This is a genomic window from Ruegeria sp. AG7 (assembly GCF_056541545.1).
Window position 1 is genome coordinate 37741 of sequence record NZ_JBQFYP010000006.1, and the last position, 23303, is coordinate 61043.

25 protein-coding genes are annotated in these 23303 nt (G+C 55.7%); 14 read left to right on the plus strand and 11 right to left on the minus strand.

Annotated features, from left to right (window positions below):
• Positions 1 to 2: 2 nt before the first annotated feature.
• From ACR0BF_RS09655 to ACR0BF_RS09675, 5 genes are all read left to right on the plus strand, one after another.
• Entirely contained in the window at positions 3 to 1001 is a 999-nt protein-coding gene (locus tag ACR0BF_RS09655; RefSeq protein ID WP_480624783.1) for a class I SAM-dependent methyltransferase, read from the plus strand.
• 529 nt (positions 1002 to 1530) lie between these two features.
• On the plus strand, positions 1531 to 2328 hold the full coding sequence (locus ACR0BF_RS09660) for an inositol monophosphatase family protein (RefSeq protein WP_480624784.1): 798 nt from the start codon (positions 1531 to 1533) through the stop codon (positions 2326 to 2328).
• Positions 2329 to 2332: 4 nt separating this feature from the next.
• Positions 2333 to 4027, plus strand: a complete 1695-nt coding sequence (locus ACR0BF_RS09665) for a Na/Pi cotransporter family protein (RefSeq protein WP_480624785.1) — start codon at positions 2333 to 2335, stop codon at positions 4025 to 4027.
• Positions 4028 to 4179: 152 nt separating this feature from the next.
• Positions 4180 to 5280 carry an alpha/beta hydrolase gene (locus ACR0BF_RS09670; RefSeq protein ID WP_480624786.1) on the plus strand — a complete coding sequence of 367 codons (1101 nt, stop codon included), beginning with the start codon at positions 4180 to 4182 and terminating at the stop codon, positions 5278 to 5280.
• Complete coding sequence (locus tag ACR0BF_RS09675; RefSeq protein ID WP_480624787.1) at positions 5277 to 6497, plus strand: MFS transporter; 1221 nt, start codon at positions 5277 to 5279, stop codon at positions 6495 to 6497. Before ACR0BF_RS09670 ends, ACR0BF_RS09675 begins: the two co-directional genes overlap by 4 nt.
• On the opposite strand, the gene ACR0BF_RS09680 is transcribed toward ACR0BF_RS09675, so the two are convergent.
• From ACR0BF_RS09680 to ACR0BF_RS09690, 3 genes are read right to left on the minus strand one after another with little or no spacing between them, the layout of a single operon-like run.
• On the minus strand, positions 6494 to 7081 hold the full coding sequence (locus ACR0BF_RS09680) for a Smr/MutS family protein (protein WP_480624788.1): 588 nt from the start codon (positions 7079 to 7081) through the stop codon (positions 6494 to 6496). The genes ACR0BF_RS09675 and ACR0BF_RS09680 overlap by 4 nt on opposite strands.
• Positions 7081 to 8121: a murein transglycosylase A gene (gene mltA, locus ACR0BF_RS09685; protein WP_480624789.1), complete on the minus strand. Its 1041-nt coding sequence runs from the start codon at positions 8119 to 8121 to the stop codon at positions 7081 to 7083. Before mltA ends, ACR0BF_RS09680 begins: the two co-directional genes overlap by 1 nt.
• Positions 8118 to 8780, minus strand: coding sequence for a Tim44/TimA family putative adaptor protein (locus tag ACR0BF_RS09690; RefSeq protein WP_480624790.1), 663 nt, complete (start codon positions 8778 to 8780; stop codon positions 8118 to 8120). The genes mltA and ACR0BF_RS09690 overlap by 4 nt, the downstream gene beginning before the upstream one ends.
• 108 nt (positions 8781 to 8888) lie before the next feature.
• Here ACR0BF_RS09690 and ACR0BF_RS09695 point away from each other — a divergent pair, with 108 nt between their 5' ends.
• Together ACR0BF_RS09695 and secB are read left to right on the plus strand one after the other, a co-directional pair.
• Positions 8889 to 9389, plus strand: a complete 501-nt coding sequence (locus ACR0BF_RS09695) for an FxsA family protein (protein WP_480518241.1) — start codon at positions 8889 to 8891, stop codon at positions 9387 to 9389.
• 54 nt (positions 9390 to 9443) lie between these two features.
• Positions 9444 to 9944 (plus strand): protein-export chaperone SecB, encoded by a 501-nt coding sequence (gene secB, locus ACR0BF_RS09700; RefSeq protein ID WP_480624791.1) that lies wholly within the window; start codon positions 9444 to 9446, stop codon positions 9942 to 9944.
• Positions 9945 to 9968: 24 nt separating this feature from the next.
• On the opposite strand, the gene dnaQ is transcribed toward secB, so the two are convergent.
• From dnaQ to ACR0BF_RS09720, 4 genes are read right to left on the minus strand one after another with little or no spacing between them, the layout of a single operon-like run.
• Positions 9969 to 10691: a DNA polymerase III subunit epsilon gene (dnaQ, locus tag ACR0BF_RS09705; RefSeq protein ID WP_480554299.1), complete on the minus strand. Its 723-nt coding sequence runs from the start codon at positions 10689 to 10691 to the stop codon at positions 9969 to 9971.
• On the minus strand, positions 10684 to 11277 hold the full coding sequence (gene coaE, locus ACR0BF_RS09710; protein WP_480624792.1) for a dephospho-CoA kinase: 594 nt from the start codon (positions 11275 to 11277) through the stop codon (positions 10684 to 10686). Before coaE ends, dnaQ begins: the two co-directional genes overlap by 8 nt.
• Positions 11274 to 12107 carry a shikimate dehydrogenase gene (locus ACR0BF_RS09715; RefSeq protein ID WP_480482542.1) on the minus strand — a complete coding sequence of 278 codons (834 nt, stop codon included), beginning with the start codon at positions 12105 to 12107 and terminating at the stop codon, positions 11274 to 11276. Before ACR0BF_RS09715 ends, coaE begins: the two co-directional genes overlap by 4 nt.
• Positions 12104 to 12703: a Maf family protein gene (locus ACR0BF_RS09720; protein WP_480482540.1), complete on the minus strand. Its 600-nt coding sequence runs from the start codon at positions 12701 to 12703 to the stop codon at positions 12104 to 12106. The genes ACR0BF_RS09715 and ACR0BF_RS09720 overlap by 4 nt, the downstream gene beginning before the upstream one ends.
• Before the next feature lie 405 nt (positions 12704 to 13108).
• Here ACR0BF_RS09720 and ACR0BF_RS09725 point away from each other — a divergent pair, with 405 nt between their 5' ends.
• The 7 genes from ACR0BF_RS09725 to ACR0BF_RS09755 all read left to right on the plus strand — a co-directional run bounded on the left by ACR0BF_RS09725 (position 13109) and on the right by ACR0BF_RS09755 (position 20480).
• On the plus strand, positions 13109 to 13558 hold the full coding sequence (locus ACR0BF_RS09725) for a CopD family protein (protein WP_480494028.1): 450 nt from the start codon (positions 13109 to 13111) through the stop codon (positions 13556 to 13558).
• A gap of 122 nt (positions 13559 to 13680) precedes the next feature.
• Positions 13681 to 14952 carry a transcription termination factor Rho gene (gene rho / locus ACR0BF_RS09730; protein ID WP_480554303.1) on the plus strand — a complete coding sequence of 424 codons (1272 nt, stop codon included), beginning with the start codon at positions 13681 to 13683 and terminating at the stop codon, positions 14950 to 14952.
• 30 nt (positions 14953 to 14982) lie between these two features.
• Positions 14983 to 16269: a tRNA uridine-5-carboxymethylaminomethyl(34) synthesis GTPase MnmE gene (gene mnmE / locus ACR0BF_RS09735; protein WP_480624793.1), complete on the plus strand. Its 1287-nt coding sequence runs from the start codon at positions 14983 to 14985 to the stop codon at positions 16267 to 16269.
• A 12-nt stretch (positions 16270 to 16281) separates the two neighbouring features.
• Positions 16282 to 18150 carry a tRNA uridine-5-carboxymethylaminomethyl(34) synthesis enzyme MnmG gene (gene mnmG / locus ACR0BF_RS09740; RefSeq protein WP_480624794.1) on the plus strand — a complete coding sequence of 623 codons (1869 nt, stop codon included), beginning with the start codon at positions 16282 to 16284 and terminating at the stop codon, positions 18148 to 18150.
• Positions 18150 to 18767 (plus strand): 16S rRNA (guanine(527)-N(7))-methyltransferase RsmG, encoded by a 618-nt coding sequence (gene rsmG / locus ACR0BF_RS09745; RefSeq protein ID WP_480554306.1) that lies wholly within the window; start codon positions 18150 to 18152, stop codon positions 18765 to 18767. The genes mnmG and rsmG overlap by 1 nt, the downstream gene beginning before the upstream one ends.
• Positions 18760 to 19563, plus strand: a complete 804-nt coding sequence (locus ACR0BF_RS09750) for a ParA family protein (RefSeq protein WP_209506882.1) — start codon at positions 18760 to 18762, stop codon at positions 19561 to 19563. Before rsmG ends, ACR0BF_RS09750 begins: the two co-directional genes overlap by 8 nt.
• Before the next feature lie 20 nt (positions 19564 to 19583).
• Positions 19584 to 20480, plus strand: a complete 897-nt coding sequence (locus ACR0BF_RS09755) for a ParB/RepB/Spo0J family partition protein (protein WP_480624795.1) — start codon at positions 19584 to 19586, stop codon at positions 20478 to 20480.
• Here ACR0BF_RS09755 and ACR0BF_RS09760 read toward each other — a convergent pair.
• From ACR0BF_RS09760 to rph, 4 genes are read right to left on the minus strand one after another with little or no spacing between them, the layout of a single operon-like run.
• On the minus strand, positions 20470 to 20823 hold the full coding sequence (locus tag ACR0BF_RS09760) for a YbaN family protein (protein ID WP_480624796.1): 354 nt from the start codon (positions 20821 to 20823) through the stop codon (positions 20470 to 20472). The genes ACR0BF_RS09755 and ACR0BF_RS09760 overlap by 11 nt on opposite strands.
• Positions 20824 to 20825: 2 nt before the next feature.
• The gene (gene hemW, locus ACR0BF_RS09765) at positions 20826 to 21980 is read right to left on the minus strand and encodes a radical SAM family heme chaperone HemW (protein ID WP_480624797.1); all 1155 of its coding nucleotides are present in this window, start codon (positions 21978 to 21980) and stop codon (positions 20826 to 20828) included.
• Complete coding sequence (gene rdgB, locus ACR0BF_RS09770; protein WP_480559184.1) at positions 21970 to 22584, minus strand: RdgB/HAM1 family non-canonical purine NTP pyrophosphatase; 615 nt, start codon at positions 22582 to 22584, stop codon at positions 21970 to 21972. The genes hemW and rdgB overlap by 11 nt, the downstream gene beginning before the upstream one ends.
• Complete coding sequence (gene rph / locus ACR0BF_RS09775) at positions 22581 to 23294, minus strand: ribonuclease PH (protein WP_480624798.1); 714 nt, start codon at positions 23292 to 23294, stop codon at positions 22581 to 22583. Before rph ends, rdgB begins: the two co-directional genes overlap by 4 nt.
• Positions 23295 to 23303: the final 9 nt, after the last annotated feature.

Consider the following 23303-nt stretch of genomic DNA (forward strand, 5'->3'; position numbering starts at 1 on the left):
AAGTGAAACTGCGTCGCGCCTTATCACGCCTCATGCACCCCTCCATAGCGCTGACTACATCTGCGCCCGTTTCGCAGATGTCTCCAGATCATCTCGCGGAAATTGCTGCACGCCAGGAACGCTTGCTTCTGGCCACTGGACAGGTCGCCGCGCGGCAGGTTCAGGCGATTGAAAGACTTGGGTGCATAGCTGAAGCGGAGTTCCGCATCCACTCTCAATTTGGAGAAGATGGTATTATCGAGTGGCTGGTCTCGAAACTGCCAAGCATACCACGCGTCTTTGTTGAGTTTGGAGTTGAAAACTACACTGAATCGAACACCCGCTTTTTGGCCCGTCACAGAGGATGGCGAGGTCTTGTCATGGATGGGTCAGCCACAAATATCGCGCACGTTCGGGTTGATCCGATCCACGTCTTGAATGACATAACACCTGTAGAAGCCTTTATTACCGCAGAAAATATCGACACACTGCTGATCAAACACGGTCTGGCGGGCGATATTGGCATTTTAAGCGTCGATATTGACGGCAATGATTATTGGGTGCTGGATGCGATAAGTTCCGTATCTCCGGCGATACTTATCGTAGAGTATAATGCGATCTTTGGTGATTTATATAATCTGACAATCCCATACGATCCAAGTTTCGAGCGTTTCTCGGCGCATCATTCAGGTCAGTACTATGGTGCATCGATAGGTGCTTTCAAAATGCTGGCCGCTGCGAAAGGGTATCAATTTGTCGGAACCAACTCTGCGGGCGTGAACGCGTTCTTTGTACGTGATGACCTTGCTTCACATATCAATGCACGGCTTGACACCTGTCGCGCGTGGCCCTCTCGGCACCGGGATTCCCGGGATGAGAATATGGCAATGTCATTTGTCCGCGGACTCGATCGTGCGAAGCTTATTTTGGATGCTCCTGTTATCGATCTTTCGTCAAACGAGAAGCTGACTATCCGAGAGCTGGGCCCGATTTACAGTGATCAGTGGCAAAGTGAAATGTAGAGGTTTGTATAATGCTGGAACCCTCAGCACTCGGTCACACACCTAGGTCGCGCTACCTATCGGTGTATTCCACGAAAACTCATCAAGTGGGTTCCGACGCATTTGGTTGCTTGCTGCCGGTTTTCAGGAACGTGGTTCTCGACGCTCATAATATTGCGCGGCACCCAGATGTCGCTTAAAGCGGAACGACGCCCGGAAACTTGTTTTTCAGAAAAGCTTAATCCTTTTCTTCAAATCTATAGGGGCCGTGTTACCGACAGAACCTCACTCGTTTTTTCGTCGCCACCCTTTGGCCTTTGGGTGCGCCTGTTTCGTCGGCAGCCAATCATTACGCACATGCGTTGAGAATTGTGCCATGTTTCAAAATCCACATATCGTTGTGAAAACGTGGAAATATTGGTTTTTTTGTTTGTATATGAGTTGTTTTGTGGAATTGTAGTGGGATAAAATCGGGAAGGGGCCGTCAAGTGGTAGTTTCTGTTTTTAACCGCCTTGGGGTCACGATCATCGCTAAACAGGATAGAATCGAATGCTGAATCCAAGGACCTCACAGACCGACGAAAGCGCCGACCTGCTGTCTCATGCGGTAAAGATCGCTGACCTGGCCAGCGAAGCAGCGCGGGGGTATTTTCGTGGCGCGTTGGGGGTCGAGTTCAAATCGGATGAAAGCCCGGTGACACAGGCCGACAAGGGTGTTGAATCCCAGGTTCGCGCCTATCTTGAACAGTATTTCCCCGATCACGGCGTCTTTGGAGAAGAACATGGGTTCGAAGGGCAGGATTGCCGCGAGGTTTGGATTATCGACCCGATCGATGGAACCCGGTCATTCCTGTCAGGTCATCCGCTGTTTGGGTTTCTGTTGGGGCATCTGGTTGACGGCAAACCCGATATCGGCGTGATCGGCATGCCGGCGATAAATGAAGTGTTTACCGGCGTTTTTGGCCAGGGCGCCACGTTGAATGGCCATGCGATCACGACTTCGGCCCAAACGCGGCTGGATCAGTCCATTCTTTTTGTAAACGAAGGGGACAAGATCTATCGCGATTATCCGGCGTTATTCGACAGGCTGATGCAATCTGGACAGACCAGACGGTTCGCCTATGATTGCTACCCCCATGCCCTGCTGGCGGCGGGTCATGTGGATGCTGTGATCGACTATGATCTACAGCCCTATGATTACCTGCCAGTGCTGGCCGTGGTTGAAGCTGCGGGTGGGGTGATGACAGATTGGCAGGGTCAGCCGCTTGACTTGAAATCTGACGGCCGGGTGATTTCAGCGGCTACACCCGAGCTGCACGGGGAAATGTTGGACTTGGTGAACGGGTAGGATCATGGCGATAGTAAGCTTTCTCATCAGCCTGGCCGGAGCCACGATGCTGCTGCTTTACGCAGTGCGGATGGTCCGCACAGGGATCGAGCGCAGCTATGGGGCTTCGTTCCAGCGCCTCATGACGGGCCAAAGCCATTACGCGCAGGCGTCAATGGTCGGCATTGTGATGGCGGTGGTTCTGCAAAGCTCGGCAGCGGTTGCCCTTTTGACATCGGGTTTTGCTGCTGGGGGGTTCCTGACCTTTCCCACCGGCCTTGCAATCGTGCTGGGCGCTGATCTCGGTTCGGCGCTGATTATTCAGGTGTTGTCATTCCAGCTGGGTTGGCTGATACCTTTGCTTCTGGCGGTTGGCGGGTATCTGTTTGTCAAGACCGAGGCCAAGAGGCCCCGGCAATTGGGGCGCATCCTGATGGGGATTGCGTTCATCTTGATTTCATTGCGCTTTTTGCGCGAAGCCATGGACCCGATCCGGGACAGTGCCTTTCTGCCTGCCGTCGCCGAGTATCTGGCACGCGACTATATTACAGCGTTTCTGGTCGGCGGCGCGCTGGCCTTTGTCATGCATTCCTCGGTCGCGGCAATCCTGATGTGTGTGACGCTGGTCCAGATTGGCGCGCTTCCGTTTGCCGCCGGGCTGTCGCTGGTATTGGGGGCCAATTTCGGTTCAGCCTTCATACCTGTTTGGTTGAGCCGGGGGATGGAGATGCCTGCCAGGCGCATACCTTTTGCCAACCTGGCCTTGCGCGGCAGCTGGGCGATAGTCACCCTTTTCGCGGCGACTGCGGCACTGCGTGCCGGTGTTCTGGGGGATTTGCAGGGCGGTCAGATGCTGGTCAGTGCGCATCTAGCGTTCAATGCTTCGTTGCTGGTGCTGGCGCTGCCGTTCTGCGGGCGTTTGCGCACGCCGTTCGAGCAGTTTTTTCCGGACCCGAAATCTGCGAACGCGCTGGCCCAGGCAGGTCGCCCGGCCAGCGCGCTGGATGTGCGCACCGCCGGCAGCCCCTCCCAGGCGCTGTCCAGCCTCAAGCGTGAACTGCTGCGGATGAGCGATCTGGTCGAGTCGATGTTCCGCCCGTCACTGGAATTGTACCGCAGCGGCGACAAGGACCAGATACGCGCCGTAAGGGACATGGACGAAGATGTGAACGACTGCCTGTCGGGTATTCGAAAATTCGTGGCCGCCATTCCCGAGGAGACATTCGGAAAGCAGAACGCAAAAGTGGCACGCGACCTGATGGAATACGCAATCCGTCTGGAAACTGCGGGCGACGTTGTTGCCAAGCGGTTGACTGTTCTGGCGGGCGACATGCGGAAGAAAGGTGCTTCATTTTCAAAAGACGGCTGGTCGGAACTGGTTGAGATGCACGAAGGCATCCTCGCCAACCTCAAACTGGCCTCAAACGTTCTGATCTCGGACGATCTGGAAAGCGCCCGTCTGCTGAGCCTTGAGAAAACCGAAATCAAACGGGCCGAGCGTGACAGCCGCAAACGCCACCTCAAACGCTTGCAGCACGGCAGTACGGAAAGCTTTGAGACCAGCGATATCCACCTGGAAACCCTGCGCGCGTTCCGGGAATTCAACAGCCACATCGCTGCGGTGGCCTATCCGATCCTGTATCGAAACGGGCAATTGCTGGAAACACGCCTGATCGAAGAAATGCCGCGCAAAGAGCAGGGCGAGGACACAGAGGTCTAGGCTATCGGTACCGGCAAAGGTCGGTTTCGTAGGGGTACGGTCTGTTACAGATTGTACCCGCTCAGGCCGGTTTCTGCCGCTTTTGCGCGTGCCGTGCTGGACGCGGGATTAGAATAAGGTAGCGTGTCGGCACTTGTTTCCGGGGGCTATCCGTGCTGCGTTTCTTAATCTTCATTCTGTGTCCGGTCGTGCTGGCGGCCTGCGTCGACCGGACGGTATCCGAAACGGTCCCATCTGCATTGAAAATCGGAACTCCCGAAACGGTTTTTGCGGCCACCACACGTGCGCGCGAGCCCGATGGCGCGTATGGATTCCGCCGCGCAGAACGCCTGCAATTTCTGGAAACGACCGTGTCGATACCACCGGGCCGTTCACCGGGAAGCCTTAAATTTTCATACGCAAACCCTGACCCGAGAAAGCAGTTCGTACTGGCAGAGGTCGATCAGCTAAGCGGGCCGCAACAGTTGAAGGACAGGCTGAGTGGGGCTGACGAAGTCACGATTTTTGTGCATGGCTATAACTCCACTCAGACAGAGACATTGTTCAGGGCTGCTCAGCTGTCACATGATATCGGTATTCCCGGTCAAATCCTTGTCTATTCATGGCCCAGCCGCGCGACAGGCTATGGTTATGCCTATGATCTGGACAGCATGTTGTTTGCCCGTGATGGGCTGGAGGAAACCATTCGTCTTCTCAAGTCGATGGGGGTCAGGCGGGTGGCCCTTGTGGCGCATTCAATGGGCGGCGCGCTGGCTATGGAGATGATACGGCAAACCGAACTGAAACAGCCGGGCTGGGCAAAGCGAAATCTGGAAGGTGTTATTCTGATCTCTCCCGATCTGGACGTGGATGTTTTTCGGTCGCAGATGAACAGTATCGACAATCCTCCTGATCCTTTTGTCGTGATGGTGTCCAAGAAAGATAAGATCCTGAACATTTCAGGTCGGCTGAGGGGAACCGCCGATGGTGAAAGGCTGGGCAATATCGGATCGGCCGAGAAACTGTCCAAATATCCGATTGAAATCGTGGATACGACTGCCTTCAACAGCGATGCGGAATCTTCCCATTTTGTGGCCGCCACTTCTCCGGCCCTGTTGACTATCCTCCGCTCCGTGCGCCGGGTCAGCGAAACCTTTGGGCGCGATGACCGGCGCGGGATCGACATCCTCGTACCGCCAAGCCAGCGCAATCCTGTTGGCGCAACAGAAATCGTGCTGACTGAAACCGGCCAGGCCCAGGTGAGCAATCCGTGACGCGGGTTTCCCTGCACCGGTTTCTTGTGGACAACGCGACCTGGCTTGCGACCGGCGTTCTGCTGACATTTCTGTCCAGTTTCGGGCAAACCTTTTTCATCTCGGTCTTTGCTGGTGAAATCCGCTCTGAATATGGCCTCAGCCACGGCGCATGGGGTGGGCTGTACACGTTAGGCACGACCCTGTCTGCAATCGTGATGATCTGGGCTGGAGGGTTGACGGATATCTTCCGCGTACGGGTATTGGGCCCAGTTGTGTTGGCGGGACTGGCGTTGGCCGCCATTGCAATGGCGCTGAACACCTGGCTGCTGCTGTTACCACTGGTGATCTTTCTGCTGCGGTTATTTGGGCAGGGGATGAGCACGCATCTTGCCGTGGTCGCAATGGCCCGCTGGTTCACGGTTACGCGGGGCAAAGCACTTTCCATCGCGTCCACCGGCTATGCGCTTGGCGAGGCGTTGTTGCCGCTGATTTTTGTTGGCGCCATGGTCTATCTGGATTGGCGCTGGCTGTGGGTTGCCGCGGCGGGCATCACGGTACTGGGTATTCCGGTTCTGATGCGGCTGCTGCGAGAAGAGAGAACTCCACAAAGCCTCGCCAACGCGTTTTCAACATCGGGAATGCAGGGAAAACACTGGACCCGGCGGGACGCTCTGTTCCATCCTTTGTTCTGGTTTATGGTGCCATCAGTGCTTGGGCCATCCGCATTCATCACCGCATTTTTTTTCCATCAGGTTTTTCTGGCTGATGTGAAGGGTTGGCAGCATATCCAACTGGTGGCTCTATTCCCGATCTTTACCGGAATATCTCTGTTTTCCATGTTTGTCGCAGGCTGGGCGCTGGATAAATGGGGGACCGCCCGGATCATGCCCTACTACCAGCTTCCGATCGCACTTGGGTTCGTTATTCTGGGCACAACCAATTCGATCAGCGGCGCGACCCTGGGGCTGGTCTTCCTGGCCTTGACGGTTGGAGCAAACAGCACATTGCCCAGCGCATTCTGGGCCGAATTCTACGGAACCCGGCATATCGGTGCGATCAAGGCGATGGCCGCGGCCGTCATGGTGCTGGGATCGGCCATCGGCCCGGGCCTGACCGGCGTTCTGATAGACCTTGGCGTTTCGCTGAACACACAGTTCATCTGGATTGGGGTGTTCTTCGTGCTGGTTTGCGTTCTGGTCCGAACAGGCATTTCCAGCGCCCGTCGGGATTTTTAGCGCATTCGCCTGAGATAGACGTAATAAGCACCCTCGCCGCCATGACTGATATGCGCGGGCGTGATCTGCATCACCGCCTGCGCCAACGGCGGTATGGACAGCCAATGCGGCACTTGATTGCGTAATACGCCACGCGGCGTCGGGATTGGGCCGGGTTCGTCGCGGTCCTTGCCCTTGCCGGTTACCACCAGAACCAGTCGTTTACCTTGTGCCTGCGCGCTCAGGATAAAACGGATCAACGCAGGATGGGCCGTATCAACCCGCATACCGTGAAGATCCAGCTTGCCTTCGGGCTTTAGCTTACCGCGCTTCATCCGGCCAAAAGCCTTGATATCCATCTGAACAGGCGCGGCACGCAGCGCGTCCGTCAACGATGGTTTCAGATCGTTTGGCTTCGAGTTCGGCTGAAGGTTCTGACCAAGCTCAAACACCTCAAACCGGGGTTTTGGTGTTTTTCTGGGCCTGGGTTTCGGCAGGGTGGTCGGATGGACGGTCTGAGGACAGTCCGGATGCAGACGCTCGGCCTGTTTGGTGACCTTGCGCCAAAGCTCGATCTCATCGGTTGTCAGTTTGCGCCGGGTCATCAGAATTCATCCGGTAACAGGGCATAGGCGCGCTGAATAGGCAACAACAGAACCATCCGACCCGGATCTTTCAGCCTGCCCGCAGCCTGTCCGGCTTCTTCACCGGTACCGAAAAAGATGTCCGCCCGTTGCGCGCCTTTGATGGCCGCGCCTGTGTCCTGCGCGATCATTAGCCGTCGCAACGGGTTTTCACCGTCCTTTTCCACCCAGACAGGTGCGCCCAATGGTGTATAGGCGGGGTCCGCCGCAATCGAGCGCATTGTCGTGATCGACCGGTTCATCGCCCCCAAAGGTCCAAATTCGGGGGCAACGCGTGAAACTTCGCGAAAAAACACGTATGACGGGTTGTGAAACAGCAACTCGGCACCGGCCTCGGGGTTCTTGCGCACCCAGGCGCGGATCATCTGGGCGCTGACCTCATGCGCACCCAGAACCCCGCGTCGCACCAACTCGACACCGATCGACCGATAGGGGTGACCATTCGCACCACCATATCCAACCCGCAGCGCACCGCCATCCGACAATCGAATACGCCCCGAGCCCTGAATTTGCAGAAAGAACAGCTCAACTGGGTCGTCGACCCAGGCAATCTCTAGCCCGCGGCCCTGCATCACATCACCGGTCAGGATGTCACGACGGCTCAGCCATGGTCCTTCGGCACGGGCTTCGGGCGGCATCTTGTAGATCGGGTATTTGAAACGATCTGTCCGGGTTCGCGCGCCGTCAAGCTCCGGTTCAAAATAGCCGGTAAACAGGCCTTCTTTGTCATCTTCGACCAGAACAGGGCGGAAGAATAACTCGAAAAAGGCGCGGGCGGCATCCGGTTCATATGTTCTGGCCACACCACACAAGGCGCGCCAATCCGGATCATCCAGATCACCGCACGTGTTCAGAAAAACGGAAAGGGCCGCGCCGTGATCATCTTCGGCCCAGCCCTGCAGATCGTCAAACGACAGTATGGATCGCGTTGCCTCGGCTTCGGCAGCGCTGGCGATGGTCATTGCACCCACCAGAAAAAGCGACCGAAGCGTTTCAATCATGCGTCCGTGGCGACAAGCAGCCAGTTCGGATCGTCCTTGCCCATGACGCGAGCAAAGGTCCAGCTGTCTTTCTGGCGCTTCACGGAATTCGGGTTGCCTTCGACGATATCGCCTCCGCGATCGCGCACGACCGAGGTCAGCTCTCCCACGAACTTCATCGTGATTTCGGCCTGGTTCGTATCCTTGTCGAATTTCACATCCGTCAGGGTGGTTTCCCGTACGCCGATGAATTCAGCCTCGATGGTCAGGCCCTGATCTTCGCGCGCCGCCACGACCGAAACGAAAGTCTCGAACACTTCTTCCGACAGGAAAGGCTGGATTTCATCCAGATTACCCCTTTCAAACCCCATCACAATCATCTCATACGCACCGCGCGCACCCTGAACGAACTCACTGACCGAAAAACCGGGCTCGACCCGTTTCATCGCAGCCAGTGTTTGCGCCTGTTCGCTGTCTTCGGCGACATGGTCAGTAATGTCATGATCCGGGCCGCCATCGATCACCTCGAAACCGCGGCGCGATTTATGGGCTTCGGGATGTTGCTGCACAGGCGGTTTTTCAAAGCCTTCACGCGTGCCCAATACGCTTTTGAGGCGCAGGATCAGGAAAATGGCAATTCCGGCCAGGACCAGCAACTGGAACATAATGTTGTCGCTCATTTCATTCTCTTTTCAACGCCGCGACTTTGTATACACGGCCTCATGCCACTATGTAGGTGACAGTGAGTGGCAAGTCCACAGCCCGGCCTAAGGGAAAGGATAACGCAAATGTATCTGTTCTTGGCATTTTTGTTGGTGCCCATAATCGAAATCGCGCTGTTTATTCAGGTTGGTGGTTTGATTGGGTTGTGGCCGACACTTGCCATCGTAGTGCTGACCGCGGTTCTGGGCACGGTTTTGGTGCGGACACAAGGTCGCATGGCGCTTGGACGGCTGCAACGGTCCTTTGCCGAATTGGACGATCCGACCGAACCCCTGGCCCATGGGGCAATGATCCTGTTGTCGGGCGCTTTGTTGCTGACACCGGGCTTTTTCACTGATGCCGTTGGTTTTGCGTTGTTAGTTCCCGGTATCCGCGTCGCCGTTTTCCGGTACCTGAAATCCAAGGTTACAGTAACCCAGTTCCAGATGGGGCCGGGCCCCGGATATCAAACCCGGGGGAACCCTTTCGATCAGGGCGATATCATCGATGGGGAATTCACCGAAGTTCGGCCAAAAAAAGACCCCTCGAAGCCTTCGAAATGGGTGGAAGGCCCCCACCAGCATTGAGGTGCCGCGCCCAACTTGCTAAGCAGTGGCGAATTTCATTTTTGGAGTAGATCCATGGCCGAAGAAAACCCTGCAGAAAACACTGCGGCCCAAGCCGCCCCGCAGGTTCAGATGCGTGTTCTGGGGCAGTTCATCCGTGATATGTCCTTTGAAAACGTGATGGCGCAAAAGGGCGTTTCCGGAGACGTACAACCGGAAATCGCCGTTCAGGTGAATCTGGATGCCAAAAAACGCGCGGCGGACCATCAGTTCGAAGTTTCGATCAAGCTGAACCTGACATCCAAAGCCAAAGGCATGGATGACATCTTGTTCCTGTGTGAACTGGACTATTGCGGAATGTTCCACGTGGAAGGTGTGCCGGAAGATCAGCTGCACCCGTTCCTGATGATCGAGTGCCCGCGCATGTTGTTCCCGTTCCTGCGCCGCATCGTCAGCGATATCACCCGCGATGGCGGCTTCCCGCCGGTCAACTTGGACAATATCGATTTCGTAGCGCTCTATCGCAACGAGTTGATGCGCCGTCAGGCCGAACAGGCCCAAAAAGCAGACGCGTAAGGTTTTGACCCGCGCCTGTCCGGATCAGGCGCGGGTCCACAAGGCGTTCTCGCCCAGTTTTTCCACGAAAGCTTCATGTGCTGCGCGTTCATCCTCGGTGATCCGGGATGGCAATGGTGTGCTGCGCGGTGTAGCTCGCCAATCATCGCTGCCACCGTCCGCAGAAGATGTGGATGTCGACAGACCAAAATCCGGCTGCCGCCCACCGATCAATTCCAGGTAAACCTCGGCCAGAATTTCCGAGTCGAGCAACGCGCCGTGCAACACACGGTTCGAGTTGTCGATATTGAAGCGACGGCACAGCGCATCCAGTGACGCTGGCGAACCGGGGAACCGTTTACGGGCAATTGCCAGTGTATCTAACGCCTGCTCCATGGGGATAAGCGGGGCACCCATCCATTTCAGCTCGGCATTCAGGAACTTCATGTCGAATGAGGCGTTGTGGATCACCAACCGCGCATCGCCAACAAATTCGCGAAATCCGTGGCCAACCTTTGCAAAGACCGGCTTGTCTTTCAGAGTCACTTCGCCCTTTTCAGGCGGGCGCGGGGTTTCCAGCAGATCGGGACCTATACCATGCACGCCAAACGCCTCTTCCGGCATCGAGCGTTCGGGGTTGATATAGACGTGGTAGGTTTCACCGGTGGCAACGTGGTTCCACAGCTCAACGGCGCCGATTTCCACGATCCGATCTCCGCTTTCGGGATCAAACCCGGTGGTTTCGGTATCCAGTACAATCTCACGCATGTGCCATCCCCGCCCGTATCTGCTTGACCACATCCTGCACCTGCGCGCGGGCGTGGTCCAGAGTATCGGTCACGATCACAAAATCCGACCGCGCGCATTTTTCATCATTCGGGATCTGCTTGGCGCGGATTTGCTCGAACTGCGCCTCGGTCATTGTTCCGCGTTCCATCACGCGCCGTTTTTGGTCTTCGGCCGGGATAGAAACACAGGCCACGGCATCCATTGCTGCATCCCCGCCCGTTTCAAACAAAAGTGGAATATCGAACACCAAAATGTCGCTTGTTGCGCTTTCGCGAAATTCTGCGCGGTCAGCAGCGACAAGTGGATGCACAATCGCCTCAATCGTTTTCAACGTGGCCGGGTCATCCGCGATGATCCGTTTCAACGCGTCACGGCTAACCACCCCATCACGTATCGCATCGGGAAAGGCTGCCCGCATTGGTTCAACCGCTGCTCCACCAATGGCATACAGCCGATGCACCGCCGCATCCGCATCCCACAATGCGCACCCTTCTTCAACGAACATCTGCGCTGTGGTGCTTTTCCCCATACCGATTGAGCCTGTCAGGCCAAGCGCAAAACTCATGCCAAAGCCGCCGCGCGCGTATCTGCGTCTACCTCAGGGCGGACACCAAACCAGCGTTCAAATCCGGGAACGGCCTGATGCAGCAACATCCCAAGACCATCGACTGTGGTGCATCCGGCCTCCTCGGCAGTTTGCAGCAGGCGGGTTTTCAACGGGGTATAGACCAGGTCCGTTACCACGGCACCGGGCTGCAACCCGTCCAACGGCACGCGCAGCTCTGGCTGGCCCTGCATCCCCAGTGAAGTCGTATTGACCACCAGTTCGGCGTTTTCAATGACATTTCCCGCCTGAACCCAATCGACCACGCGAATGCGTTGGCCGAACTCTTCCTTCAGATGATCCGCGCGGGCGCGCGTCCGGTTGGTCAGCAGGATTTCCGGCACCCCGGCATCAGACAAAGCCTGCAAAACGGCACGGGCAGCGCCCCCGGCACCAAACACAACCGCCGGGCCATCTTTCGCATTCCAGTCAGGTGCGCCATTGCGCAGGTTTTCCATAAACCCGTACCCGTCGGTGTTATCTGCGTGGATCGAACCATCAGTTCGGAACACCAGCGTATTTGCGGCACCAATCACTGTTGCACGGTCGGAAACGTGATCTGCGATCTTCAACGCAGCTTCTTTGTGCGGAACGGTCACGTTGGCCCCGACAAAGCCCGCTTTGGGCAGGGTTCGCAGCACAGTCTTCAGATCAGCAGAGGCGACGTCCATCGGGATATAATGCCCGACAAGCCCATAGGTCTTTAACCAATGCCCGTGCAGCTTGGGTGAACGCGAATGCCCGATGGGGTGCCCGATCACTCCGGCTAAAGGAACCCGGTTGTCTGTCATTGCTCGATCACCCCTTTGACAGCCAGAAAGTTGAGAAGCTCTAACAGAGGTATACCCAAAACGTTAAAATAGTCGCCGTCAATGGTGGCGAACAGGCGGACGCCTTCTTCTTCCAGCTTGTAGGCTCCGACGGCATGGCGAATGCTGTCCCAGTTCCGCGCAACATAGTCTTTCAGATAGGCATCGGAACTGGCCCGCATCCGCAAACGCACCTGCCCCACTTGCCGCCAGATCGGCTCACCATCCTGATAGATCACAGCAGCGGACAAAAGCATGTGTCGCTTGCCGCGCATATCTTTCAGTTGGGCCAACGCCTGTTCCGGGGTTTCGGGCTTTGAAAGCAGCTGCCCTTCGAAATCCAGCACCTGATCGCAACCGATCACCATGGCGCCAGGGTTTTTATCACTGACCTTACGCGCTTTGATCTCCGCCAGCGTATCCGCAATATCGCGTGGTGCGGCATCCTCTGCCAGCAACGCCCGTTTGACCGTCTCTTCATCCACGCGCGCCGTTTGAACCGCAAACGGCACACCTGCGTTCCTTAGCAGTTGCGCGCGAATAACAGATCCCGAAGCCAGAAGAATGGGGACAGACATGTGGAAAACCCCGTGTGCAAATCGATGAGAGTTCTGGGGTGTTTTGTATGGTTTTCCGGTTGACACGCAACCCCGGGAATTTTGCGGCAAAGATCCCCGAGTCGCTCAAATCTGATCCTGTTGGGACAAGGATAACTCTAACTCGTGGGATAACAGATGTATCCAGCGATACCCATCGGGTTATCCACAGACCAGATTTGCCTGATCCAACTTAAATAATTGATTTATATATATAATTTGTACTATCAACAGAATCTCTGGGAACCTCAGGTATTTTGTCCCCCTGGGGAAAACGCTAGGGTAAAAATAATAATCCACGGATATTTAGCACACTACAAAATCATCATCCTTTTTCTTTTCTTATTTTTTTATTAGGGAGAGTTCCGAACAACGTTCGGAGCCGGCATGACAGACCTTCTTTTCACGATTTACCCGTGGGTGAAGTCATTACATATCATGGCCGTGATCTCATGGATGGCGGGCTTGTTCTATCTGCCCAGACTGTTTGTTTATCACGTCGAAAAAGCGCAGGCCGTAGAGGGCGCGCAAGACATCTTCTTTGAAATGGAAGACAAGCTGCTGCGGGTGATCATGCGCCCCGCGATGGTTGTGACCTGGTTATGCGGGCTGATCATGGTGTTCACACCGGGGATCGTCGGATGGGATTTCGCATGGCCCTGGGTTAAAGGCGCGGGCGTGATCGCGATGACCTGGTTCCACCATTGGCTTATGGCCCGAAGAATGGATTTTCTGGCAGGCCAGAATAAGCTCACTGGGCGGCAATATCGCATGATGAACGAGGTTCCGACCATTCTGATGGTTACCATCGTTCTGGCGGTCATTCTGAAGTTCTGAACGCCTATTTGACTCCGAACGACGCTGCGCTTATGTAGATCACAACACGCCCGTCCGGGCGGCGTATTTTCCGTACTGAAATTCCACTTCAAGCCGCGTTTTCAGCGGTGAAGGTATGTATCATGTCCAATGAATCCCTGAATTTGGCCGACCTGAAAGCCAAAAGCCCCAAAGACCTTCTGGCAATGGCCGAAGAGCTGGAGATCGAAAACGCCTCGACCATGCGCAAAGGCGAGATGATGTTCCAGATTCTCCGCGAACGTGCCGATGATGGCTGGACCGTCGGCGGTGATGGCGTACTGGAAGTGCTACAGGATGGGTTCGGCTTTCTGCGCTCGCCCGAGGCAAACTATCTGCCGGGTCCTGACGATATCTATGTCTCGCCCGATATGATCCGTCTGCACTCACTGCGGACTGGGGACACGGTCGAGGGCGAGATCAAGGCGCCGGACGAGAGTGAGCGTTATTTCGCGCTGACAAATGTCACCATGATCAACTTTGAAGATCCCGAGAAGGCCAAGCACAAGATACTGTTCGACAACCTGACGCCTCTGTACCCGGATGAGCGTCTGAAGATGGAAATCGAAGATCCCACCATCAAGGATAAGTCCGCGCGCGTGATCGATCTGGTTGCGCCGATCGGTAAAGGTCAGCGTTCGCTGATCGTGGCACCGCCGCGGACTGGTAAAACCGTGATCCTGCAGAACATCGCGCATTCGATCGAACAGAACCATCCGGAGTGTTACCTGATCGTCCTGCTGATCGACGAACGCCCGGAAGAAGTGACCGACATGCAGCGCTCGGTTAAGGGTGAGGTTGTGTCGTCAACCTTCGATGAGCCCGCAACGCGTCACGTGGCCGTGTCGGAGATGGTCATTGAAAAGGCCAAGCGCCTGGTCGAACATAAACGAGATGTTGTTATTCTACTCGACTCAATCACAAGACTTGGTAGGGCTTTTAACACCGTTGTACCATCCTCGGGCAAGGTTCTGACCGGTGGTGTGGACGCAAACGCGCTGCAGCGGCCCAAGCGTTTCTTCGGCGCGGCCCGGAACATCGAAGAGGGCGGATCGCTGACCATCATCGCCACGGCGCTGATCGATACCGGCAGCCGGATGGACGAGGTGATCTTTGAAGAATTCAAAGGTACTGGTAACTCGGAAATCGTTTTGGACCGCAAGATTGCAGACAAACGCGTGTTCCCGGCGATCGACATCCTCAAATCCGGTACACGGAAAGAGGACCTGCTGGTCGACAAGGGCGATCTGGCCAAAACCTTCGTTCTGCGCCGTATCCTCAATCCGATGGGCACCACCGACGCAATCGAGTTCCTGTTGTCGAAGTTGAAACAGACGAAGACAAACGGCGAGTTCTTCGATTCAATGAACACCTGACACAGGTCTTAAGCGACGCGAGGCCTACGAATGGATACGATATTCGCCTTGGCCAGCGCGCAAGGCAAAGCAGGGGTGGCGGTCATTCGCCTCTCTGGCCCCGAAGCGCATTCCGCAGCTGCATGTCTGAGCGGCGCGGAACTGCCCAAGCGGGGAATAGTCTTGCGCACCCTGCGGGATCAGGACGGATCACGTCTGGATGATGGTCTGGTTCTGACCTTTCAGGCACCGGCAAGTTTCACCGGGGAAGACGTGGCAGAACTTCAGATCCATGGCAGCACGGCCTCGGTCAATGCGGTTCTGCGCTGTTTGTCGAACACCGATGGGCTGCGGCTGGCGGACCCGGGTGAATTCACACGCCGGGCCCTTGAAAATGGCAAGATGGATCTGACACAGGTCGAAGGCCTCGCAGACCTGATTGACGCGGAAACCGAGGCACAGCGTAAGCAGGCCCAGACTATTCTTGCCGGTGAGCTTGGCACGCTGGCCGAGCGCTGGCGGCGCGATCTGATCCGCGCGGCATCGTTGCTGGAAGCCGTCATCGATTTCGCTGATGAAGACGTCCCCACCGACGTCACGCCGGAAGTCCGCGATTTGACAAGCCGTGTTCTGGCAGATCTTCGTCGAGAAGCAGATGGGGTGAAGATTGCCGAGCGTATTCGTACCGGATTTGAAGTGGCTATTGTTGGTCTTCCCAATGCAGGAAAATCGACCCTGTTGAACGCGCTTGCAGGACGTGAAGCCGCAATTACCTCGGAATTCGCAGGCACAACCCGGGATGTGATCGAGGTTCGTATGGATCTGGCTGGCTTGCCGGTGACATTGCTGGATACGGCCGGGTTGCGGGAAACCGAAGATCACGTCGAGAATCTTGGGATCGAGCTGGCTCGAAAACGGGCAGAAGCGGCAGACTTGCGTGTTTTTCTGACCGAAGTCCCGGAAGAGCTGGATGTAGCTGTGCAGGATGGCGATATCCATGTTCTGCCCAAAGCAGACCTGCGGGAAGATAAGAGTGAAGGTGTTTCAGGAAAGACAGGACAGGGGATTGATGCGCTTGTCGACCAGATTTCGTGGGCCTTGAGTGAAAGAACCACAACACATGGTATAGCCACGCGTGAACGCCATCGCGCTGCGATGAACAAGGCATCGGCTTCACTTGTTGCTGCGATCACGGTTCTGGAATCAGGCCCGGACCTGTATGATATCGCTGCGGAGGAGTTAAGGACTGCCATACGGGCGCTTGAATCTCTGGTCGGCAGAATTGATGTCGAGACACTGTTGGATGAAATCTTCTCCAGCTTTTGTTTAGGAAAATAAGGATTGTTTCACGTGAAACATTCAAACTTTGATGTCATCGTGGTTGGGGCCGGTCATGCCGGTACGGAAGCCGCGCACGCCGCTGCCAGGATGGGTGCGAAAACCGCTTTGGTGACATTATCTGCGACCGATATCGGCGTCATGTCCTGCAACCCGGCTATCGGTGGGTTGGGGAAGGGACATCTGGTTCGAGAGATTGACGCGCTGGACGGTGTAATGGGTCGCGTCGCTGACCAGGCTGGTATTCAGTTTCGACTGTTGAACCGGCGAAAAGGTCCGGCTGTTCAGGGTCCCAGAACGCAGGCTGACCGCGCCCTTTATCGTGCGGCAATGCAAAACGAAATCAGCAACCAGGAAAACCTGTCCATTATCGTTGGGGAGGCTGTAGACTTCCTGATGGACGGACTCCGTGTCGCCGGTGTCCTGCTTGGAGATGGGTCGGAAGTGCATGCCAAAGCCGTTGTTCTGACTTCCGGAACCTTCCTGCGCGGCGTCATCCATATCGGCGACGTGTCACGGGCTGGTGGGCGGATGGGAGATCGCCCGTCGATAAAACTGGCCGAGAGGTTGGATAGCTATAACCTTCCGCTGGGACGCTTGAAAACCGGCACACCGCCGCGTCTGGATGGGCGCACTATCGACTGGTCAGGTTTGGAAAGACAGGACGGGGATGAGGACCCGACCTTGTTTTCTTTCCTGTCAACATCGGTTGTCGCGCCTCAGATTTCCTGCGGTATTACACATACCAATGCCAAGACGCATGAGATCATCGAAGCAAACCTCTCAAAATCGGCGATGTATGGGGGCCATATCGATGGCATAGGTCCAAGATATTGCCCTTCGATCGAAGATAAGATTGTTCGCTTTGCAGATAAGGACTCGCATCAGGTTTTTCTTGAGCCCGAAGGCGTCAATGATCACACGATTTATCCCAACGGTATTTCAACGTCACTGCCTCAGGACGTGCAATTGGAATACGTTCGGTCGATCAAAGGGCTTGAAAAGGCGGACATTCTTCAACCGGGCTATGCGATCGAATATGATTATGTGGACCCACGTGTCTTAACCGCGTCCTTGTCGCTACCCGACGTTCCGGGACTATATCTGGCAGGGCAGATCAACGGAACCACAGGATATGAGGAAGCTGCGGCACAAGGGATGGTTGCTGGCCTTAACGCGGCGCTGGACGTACAGGGCCGCGAACCGGTCATTTTCACCAGATCAGACAGCTATATCGGCGTGATGATAGACGACCTGACGACACGTGGTGTGGCAGAGCCTTATCGAATGTTCACCTCCAGGGCCGAGTTCCGACTGTCTCTGCGTGCAGATAATGCAGATCAACGGTTGACGCCGATTGGGTTGGAACTTGGCTGTGTCGGAGAGAGGCGTCAGGCGCATTTTGAGAAGAAAATGAGCCAGCTTGATGCAGCGAAATCCAAGCTGACCGCTCGCACATACACACCCAAGGAAGTTCTTTCAGCCGGGATCAACGTCAACCAGGATGGAAACCGCCGAGATGGAATGGCGATTCTGGCATTTCCGGATACATCTTTCGAGGACTTGTTTCCCTTGATACCAGATCTACAAGATGTAGACGTGGCGATCCGGCTTCAAATCGAACGTGACGCACTTTATGCGAACTATATCGACCGGCAAAAGCGCGATGTTGAGGCTATGAAGCGGGATGAATCCTATGTTATCCCGCGTGAATTTGACTATTTTGGCCTGGACGGGCTGTCTTCTGAGATGAAGCAGAAACTGTCACAGGCCAAACCGTCGAACATAGCGCAAGCAAGCCGAGTCGAAGGCGTTACACCGGCTGCGCTCACCCTTGTCCTGGCGAAATTGCGCCGCGATCAACGAGCGCGTCAGGCATGATGGCCGATTTTTCCAAGTTTGATGGCTTGAATGTTTCACGTGAAACATTCGAACGTCTGAAAATCTATGTTGATCTGGTGAACCGCTGGAATCCCAGGATAAATCTTGTTTCACGCAATAGTCTGGAATTCATGTGGGATCGGCATATTCTGGATTCTGTCCAAGTTTTTCGATGCGCTGAAACGTTTGAAACCTGGGTGGACCTTGGCAGTGGCGGCGGGTTCCCCGGAATGGTATGCGCCATTATTGCTGCCAAGGAAGCTCCGACCGCCAGTTTCTCTCTGGTGGAAAGCGACCAGAGAAAATCGGCTTTTCTGCGTAACGTCGCCCGTGAATGTGGCGTGTCGTGTAAAGTGATTTCTAAGCGGATCGAGGTGGTTGAACCCCTGGGCGCAAACATCGTTTCGGCGCGCGCGCTGGCGGATCTGCGTACATTGTTATCATTCTGTGACAGGCATTTAGGTGAAAACGGGACCGCGCTGTTGCCCAAAGGTGCAAACTGGAAAAAAGAGCTGGACGAGGCGCGTGAGGAATGGAATTTCGATGCTGAGGCCATTACAAGTTTAACTGAACCTCAGGCCGTTATCCTTAAGATCAAAGGAGTATCACGTGGTTGATCTGTCTCGACCGTCCGGACCCCGGATAATTGCGGTTGCCAATCAGAAGGGCGGAGTAGGGAAAACAACCACAGCAATCAACCTAGCGGCAGGGTTGGCCGAAGCTGGCTGCAGGGTATTGGTGGTTGACCTCGATCCACAAGGGAATGCATCAACCGGTTTAGGGGTCGAAGATCGGGATTGGACCACTTATGATCTCATCCTGGATGACGCGCCCTTGGAGGCAGTGGTTCAGGAGACGGAGATCGAAAACCTTCTGGTTGTCCCTGCAACGGTTGACTTGAGCTCGGCAGATATCGAGCTGATTTCCAACGAAAAACGCAGCTATCTGCTGCACGATGCGCTGCGTCAGACGGCAGTGGATGCGTTTGAGCTGGATTTCATCCTGATAGATTGCCCGCCGTCACTGAACCTCTTGACCGTAAATGCGATGGTTGCCGCCCATTCTGTCCTTGTGCCGCTGCAAAGTGAGTTCTTTGCGTTGGAGGGTCTTTCGCAATTGATGTTGACGATCCGGGAGGTCCGGCAAACCGCGAATCCAGACCTGAGAATCGAAGGTGTTGTGTTAACCATGTATGACAACCGCAACAACTTGTCCCGCCAGGTCGAAAAGGATGCGCGTGACAATCTGGGTGAGATGGTTTTTAAAACAAAGATACCCAGGAATGTGCGGGTCAGCGAGGCGCCATCCTATGCGCTGCCGGTATTGCAGTATGACTCGGGATCACTTGGTGCGATGGCGTATCGGCATCTGGCCCGTGAGATCATGCATAAGAACAACAAAACCGCAGCATGAGCGGTGGTGAGGAGGCCGACATGAGCACCAGGAAAGCGAAATCCAGAGGGTTGGGCCGGGGATTGTCCGCACTCATGGCGGATGTTAATCCGGAAGCGGGCAACCGGGTATCATCTGACGCGCGCAGACCTGATCTGAAAGTTCCGATCGAAAAGCTGAAGGCAAACCCAAATCAGCCGCGACGCACATTTCAGCCCGAACAATTGGATGAGCTTGCCGCGTCGGTTCGGGAAAAAGGTATCATCCAACCCTTGATCGTACGTCCAACAGGGGTTGGAGAATACGAAATCGTCGCTGGTGAACGCCGGTGGCGGGCTGCTCAGATGGCGCAGCTGCACGAGATCCCTGTGATTGTGCGCGAATTTGATGATACCGAGGTACTGGAAGTTGCGATCATCGAAAACATCCAGCGCGCTGATCTGAACGCAGTGGAAGAGGCCGCCGGATACAGGCAGTTGATGGATCGCTTTGGCCACACGCAGGAAAAGCTTGCTGAGGCTTTGGGGAAAAGCCGCAGCCATATTGCGAACCTGTTGCGGCTTTTGTCTCTGCCAATTGACGTGCAAACTCTTGTTATTGAAGGGAAATTGTCGGCTGGTCATGCGCGCGCACTGATTACGGCGGAAAATCCCTCGGAATTGGCAAAGCAGATCGTCAAGGATGGCCTGTCTGTGCGCGCGACCGAGGCGTTGGTCAAGAAACAGCAGCAGGGCGACACTCCACGACCTGCTTCCAGATCCAGGAATCTGGATGCCGGTAAAGATGCTGATACGCGCGCGCTGGAAAAAGACTTGTCCGCTATTTTGGCCATGAAAGTCTCAATCAACCACAAGGCGGGAACGGAATCCGGTCAGGTTGTTCTGACATATGAAAACCTGGATCAGCTTGACGATCTTTGTGCAAAGCTCAGCCGCTAGGGCGTGTCCAGATAAATATAAGGACGCCGCCCAGAACAATGACCTGAATGATCAGCACGAAGGGCGGAACGGATAGAAGTAAAGACACCCCGAAAACGGCGGCGACCGATAAGGTTGCTGCCTTTTTTGCGGCCGGGCGTATTGCGCCCGAACTCTGCCAATCCAGTATCATTGGCCCGAAAATCCGGTGCAACAGAAGCCAGTTGTGCAACCGTGAAGAGGATCGCGCAAAGAAAAACGCTGCCAGCAACAAAAACGGAACTGTTGGAAGAAGAGGCAGAACAACCCCAATCGCGGCCATCGCAACGCAAAGCAATCCCAGCCCCGCCCAAAGATACTGCATATTCAGCCCATCAATTCCCGGATTACAGCATTCAGCACGGCGCGCCCCGCTGGTGTTGCTCTGAGTCTGTTGTTATCACTTTCGATCATATTAATGCCGACCAGATGGTCCACGGTTTCGTCTGGAAGTGGACGGCCTGACAGAGCCTCCCACCTATCTATATCTAGTCCTTCTGAAATCCTCATACCCATCATAAGGTATTCGTTCGCCTGATCTTCAGGCGAAAGGACATAGCGCTTCTTTTCTCCGTCACCCTTCGCGGCGGCGTCAACCCAACGCTGCGGGTTCAGATGGGTCTCGGTCGCGTGTTTTTGACCACCCACAGTAATTCGCCCATGGGCACCGGGACCAATGCCGACATAATCTCCGTAACGCCAATAGACCAGATTGTGCTGCGACTCTGCACCGGGGCGGGCGTGATTGGACACCTCATAGGCGGGCAGGCCGTGTTTCTCGCAAATCTCTTGTGTTGCAAGGTACATGTCGGCCGCACTGTCATCTTCAGGCAAGCCGCGCAGCTTTCCGACAGCATAACGATCGCCAAAAGCCGTGCCTTCTTCGATTGTCAGCTGATACAGGGACAGGTGATCTACGGCCATGGACAGCGCTTCGTTCAACTCGGCCCACCAAGCGTCCAACGTTTGGTGTTGCCTGGCATAGATCAGGTCAAAGCTCACCCGTTCAAAACAATCACGGGCGATGTCAAAGGCGGCGCGTGCCTCGGCCACAGTGTGAATTCGCCCCAATCGGCGCAGGTCTTCGTCGTTGAGCGCCTGCACGCCCATCGAGATCCGGTTGACGCCTGCGTCACGATAGGCCGCGAACCGTCCGGCCTCGACCGAACCGGGATTGGCCTCGAGAGTGATTTCCATGTCATTGGCGGGCCGCCACAGGGCGCGGGCGGTGTCAATCACGGCAGCAACAGTTTCCGGGTCCATCAGCGACGGGGTTCCACCACCGAAAAAGATCGTGTTCAGCACCCGATCCGGGGTTTCGACGGCCGAGCGCCGCAATTCACTCAGATAGGCGTCAAGCCATTGTTTTTGATCAATGTTTCTGGAAACATGGCTGTTGAAGTCGCAATAGGGGCATTTGGCCTCGCAAAAGGGCCAATGCACGTACAGGCCAAAGCCCCCGCTGCGCCAATCATCCGCCAAAGCAGCCTTTCACGAACTTCTCAACCGCGCGACCGCGATGGCTGATCTTGTTCTTTTCCCAGCGATCCATCTCGGCAAAGGTAATGTCGTATCCTTCGGGAACAAACATCGGATCGTAACCGAATCCACCTGCGCCGCGGATAGGCCAGACCAGATGACCGGGGGCAACGCCCTCAAACACCTCATCATGCCCATCAGGCCAGGCCAGCACCAGCGTGCTGCGGAATTGCGCGGTGCGGGGATGGGGGGCATTCTTTGCCTCAAGCTCAGTATGGGCGCGGGTCATCGCCATCAGGAAGTCGCGCCCATTGGCGGTTTCGGCCCAATCCGCGGTATAAACACCCGGCGCGCCGTCCAGCGCGTCGATGGTGATTCCAGAATCGTCTGACAGGGCGGGCAGCCCGGTGGCTTTTGCGGCGGCGTGGGCCTTGATCCGGGCGTTGCCGACAAAGGTGTCCTCGGTCTCTTCCGGTTCAGGCAGGTCCATGTCCGCCGCACCCACAACCGTCACGCCAAAAGGTTCGAGGAGATGCGCCATCTCCTCAAGCTTGCCTTTGTTGTGGGTCGCAACCAGAAGCCTGTCGCTGTCAAACTTACGGGTCATGCGGTGGCGGCTTTCTGGGCTGCGGCCAGCTCGGCAACACCTTTTTCCGCAAGATCCATCAGCTGATCCATCTGGGCACGGCTGAATACAGAACCTTCGGCGCTCATCTGGACCTCGATCAGTTTGCCTGACCCGGTCATGATAAAGTTGCCGTCGACACCGGCCTCGCTGTCTTCGGGATAGTCGAGATCCAGAACAGGCTGGCCCGCATAGATACCGCAGGACACGGCGGCGACCGGATCAACCAGCGGATCTGAAATCACGTCACCTGCCTTCATCAGTTTGTTGACGGCCAATCGCAAAGCAACCCAGCCGCCGGTGATCGAGGTACAGCGGGTGCCGCCATCGGCCTGGATCACATCGCAATCAACCGTGATCTGACGTTCGCCAAGTGCAACCCGGTCGACGCCGGCCCGCAGGGCGCGACCGATCAGGCGCTGAATTTCCACCGTACGGCCACCTTGCTTGCCCGAGGCCGCTTCACGCCGCATCCGGGTGTTGGTGGCGCGGGGCAGCATACCGTATTCGGCGGTGACCCAGCCAAGCCCCGAACCCTTAATGAAAGGGGGTACCCGATCTTCGATCGTGGCGGTGCACAGCACATGGGTATCGCCCATCTTGATCAGGCAGGAACCTTCGGCATGTTTGGTGAACCCCGTTTCGATTGAAACGGTGCGCATTTCACTTAAGTCTCTTCCAGAGGGTCGCATGGGAAATCC

Bases quoted from the DNA above. Each gene is read 5' to 3' on its own strand.
- rdgB (WP_480559184.1), bottom strand. From the start codon at position 22,584: ATGACCCGTAAGTTTGACAGCGACAGGCTTCTGGTTGCGACCCACAAC.
- ACR0BF_RS09660 (WP_480624784.1), top strand. From the start codon at position 1,531: ATGCTGAATCCAAGGACCTCACAGACCGACGAAAGCGCCGACCTGCTG.
- ACR0BF_RS09755 (WP_480624795.1), top strand. From the start codon at position 19,584: ATGAGCACCAGGAAAGCGAAATCCAGAGGGTTGGGCCGGGGATTGTCC.
- mltA (WP_480624789.1), bottom strand. From the start codon at position 8,121: ATGATTGAAACGCTTCGGTCGCTTTTTCTGGTGGGTGCAATGACCATC.
- ACR0BF_RS09690 (WP_480624790.1), bottom strand. From the start codon at position 8,780: ATGAGCGACAACATTATGTTCCAGTTGCTGGTCCTGGCCGGAATTGCC.
- ACR0BF_RS09665 (WP_480624785.1), top strand. From the start codon at position 2,333: ATGGCGATAGTAAGCTTTCTCATCAGCCTGGCCGGAGCCACGATGCTG.
- ACR0BF_RS09725 (WP_480494028.1), top strand. From the start codon at position 13,109: ATGACAGACCTTCTTTTCACGATTTACCCGTGGGTGAAGTCATTACAT.
- ACR0BF_RS09680 (WP_480624788.1), bottom strand. From the start codon at position 7,081: ATGACCCGGCGCAAACTGACAACCGATGAGATCGAGCTTTGGCGCAAG.
- dnaQ (WP_480554299.1), bottom strand. From the start codon at position 10,691: ATGCGTGAGATTGTACTGGATACCGAAACCACCGGGTTTGATCCCGAA.
- rho (WP_480554303.1), top strand. From the start codon at position 13,681: ATGTCCAATGAATCCCTGAATTTGGCCGACCTGAAAGCCAAAAGCCCC.
- mnmE (WP_480624793.1), top strand. From the start codon at position 14,983: ATGGATACGATATTCGCCTTGGCCAGCGCGCAAGGCAAAGCAGGGGTG.
- rph (WP_480624798.1), bottom strand. From the start codon at position 23,294: ATGCGACCCTCTGGAAGAGACTTAAGTGAAATGCGCACCGTTTCAATC.
- ACR0BF_RS09760 (WP_480624796.1), bottom strand. From the start codon at position 20,823: ATGCAGTATCTTTGGGCGGGGCTGGGATTGCTTTGCGTTGCGATGGCC.
- ACR0BF_RS09695 (WP_480518241.1), top strand. From the start codon at position 8,889: ATGTATCTGTTCTTGGCATTTTTGTTGGTGCCCATAATCGAAATCGCG.
- coaE (WP_480624792.1), bottom strand. From the start codon at position 11,277: ATGAGTTTTGCGCTTGGCCTGACAGGCTCAATCGGTATGGGGAAAAGC.
- ACR0BF_RS09720 (WP_480482540.1), bottom strand. From the start codon at position 12,703: ATGTCTGTCCCCATTCTTCTGGCTTCGGGATCTGTTATTCGCGCGCAA.
- rsmG (WP_480554306.1), top strand. From the start codon at position 18,150: ATGGCCGATTTTTCCAAGTTTGATGGCTTGAATGTTTCACGTGAAACA.
- secB (WP_480624791.1), top strand. From the start codon at position 9,444: ATGGCCGAAGAAAACCCTGCAGAAAACACTGCGGCCCAAGCCGCCCCG.
- ACR0BF_RS09715 (WP_480482542.1), bottom strand. From the start codon at position 12,107: ATGACAGACAACCGGGTTCCTTTAGCCGGAGTGATCGGGCACCCCATC.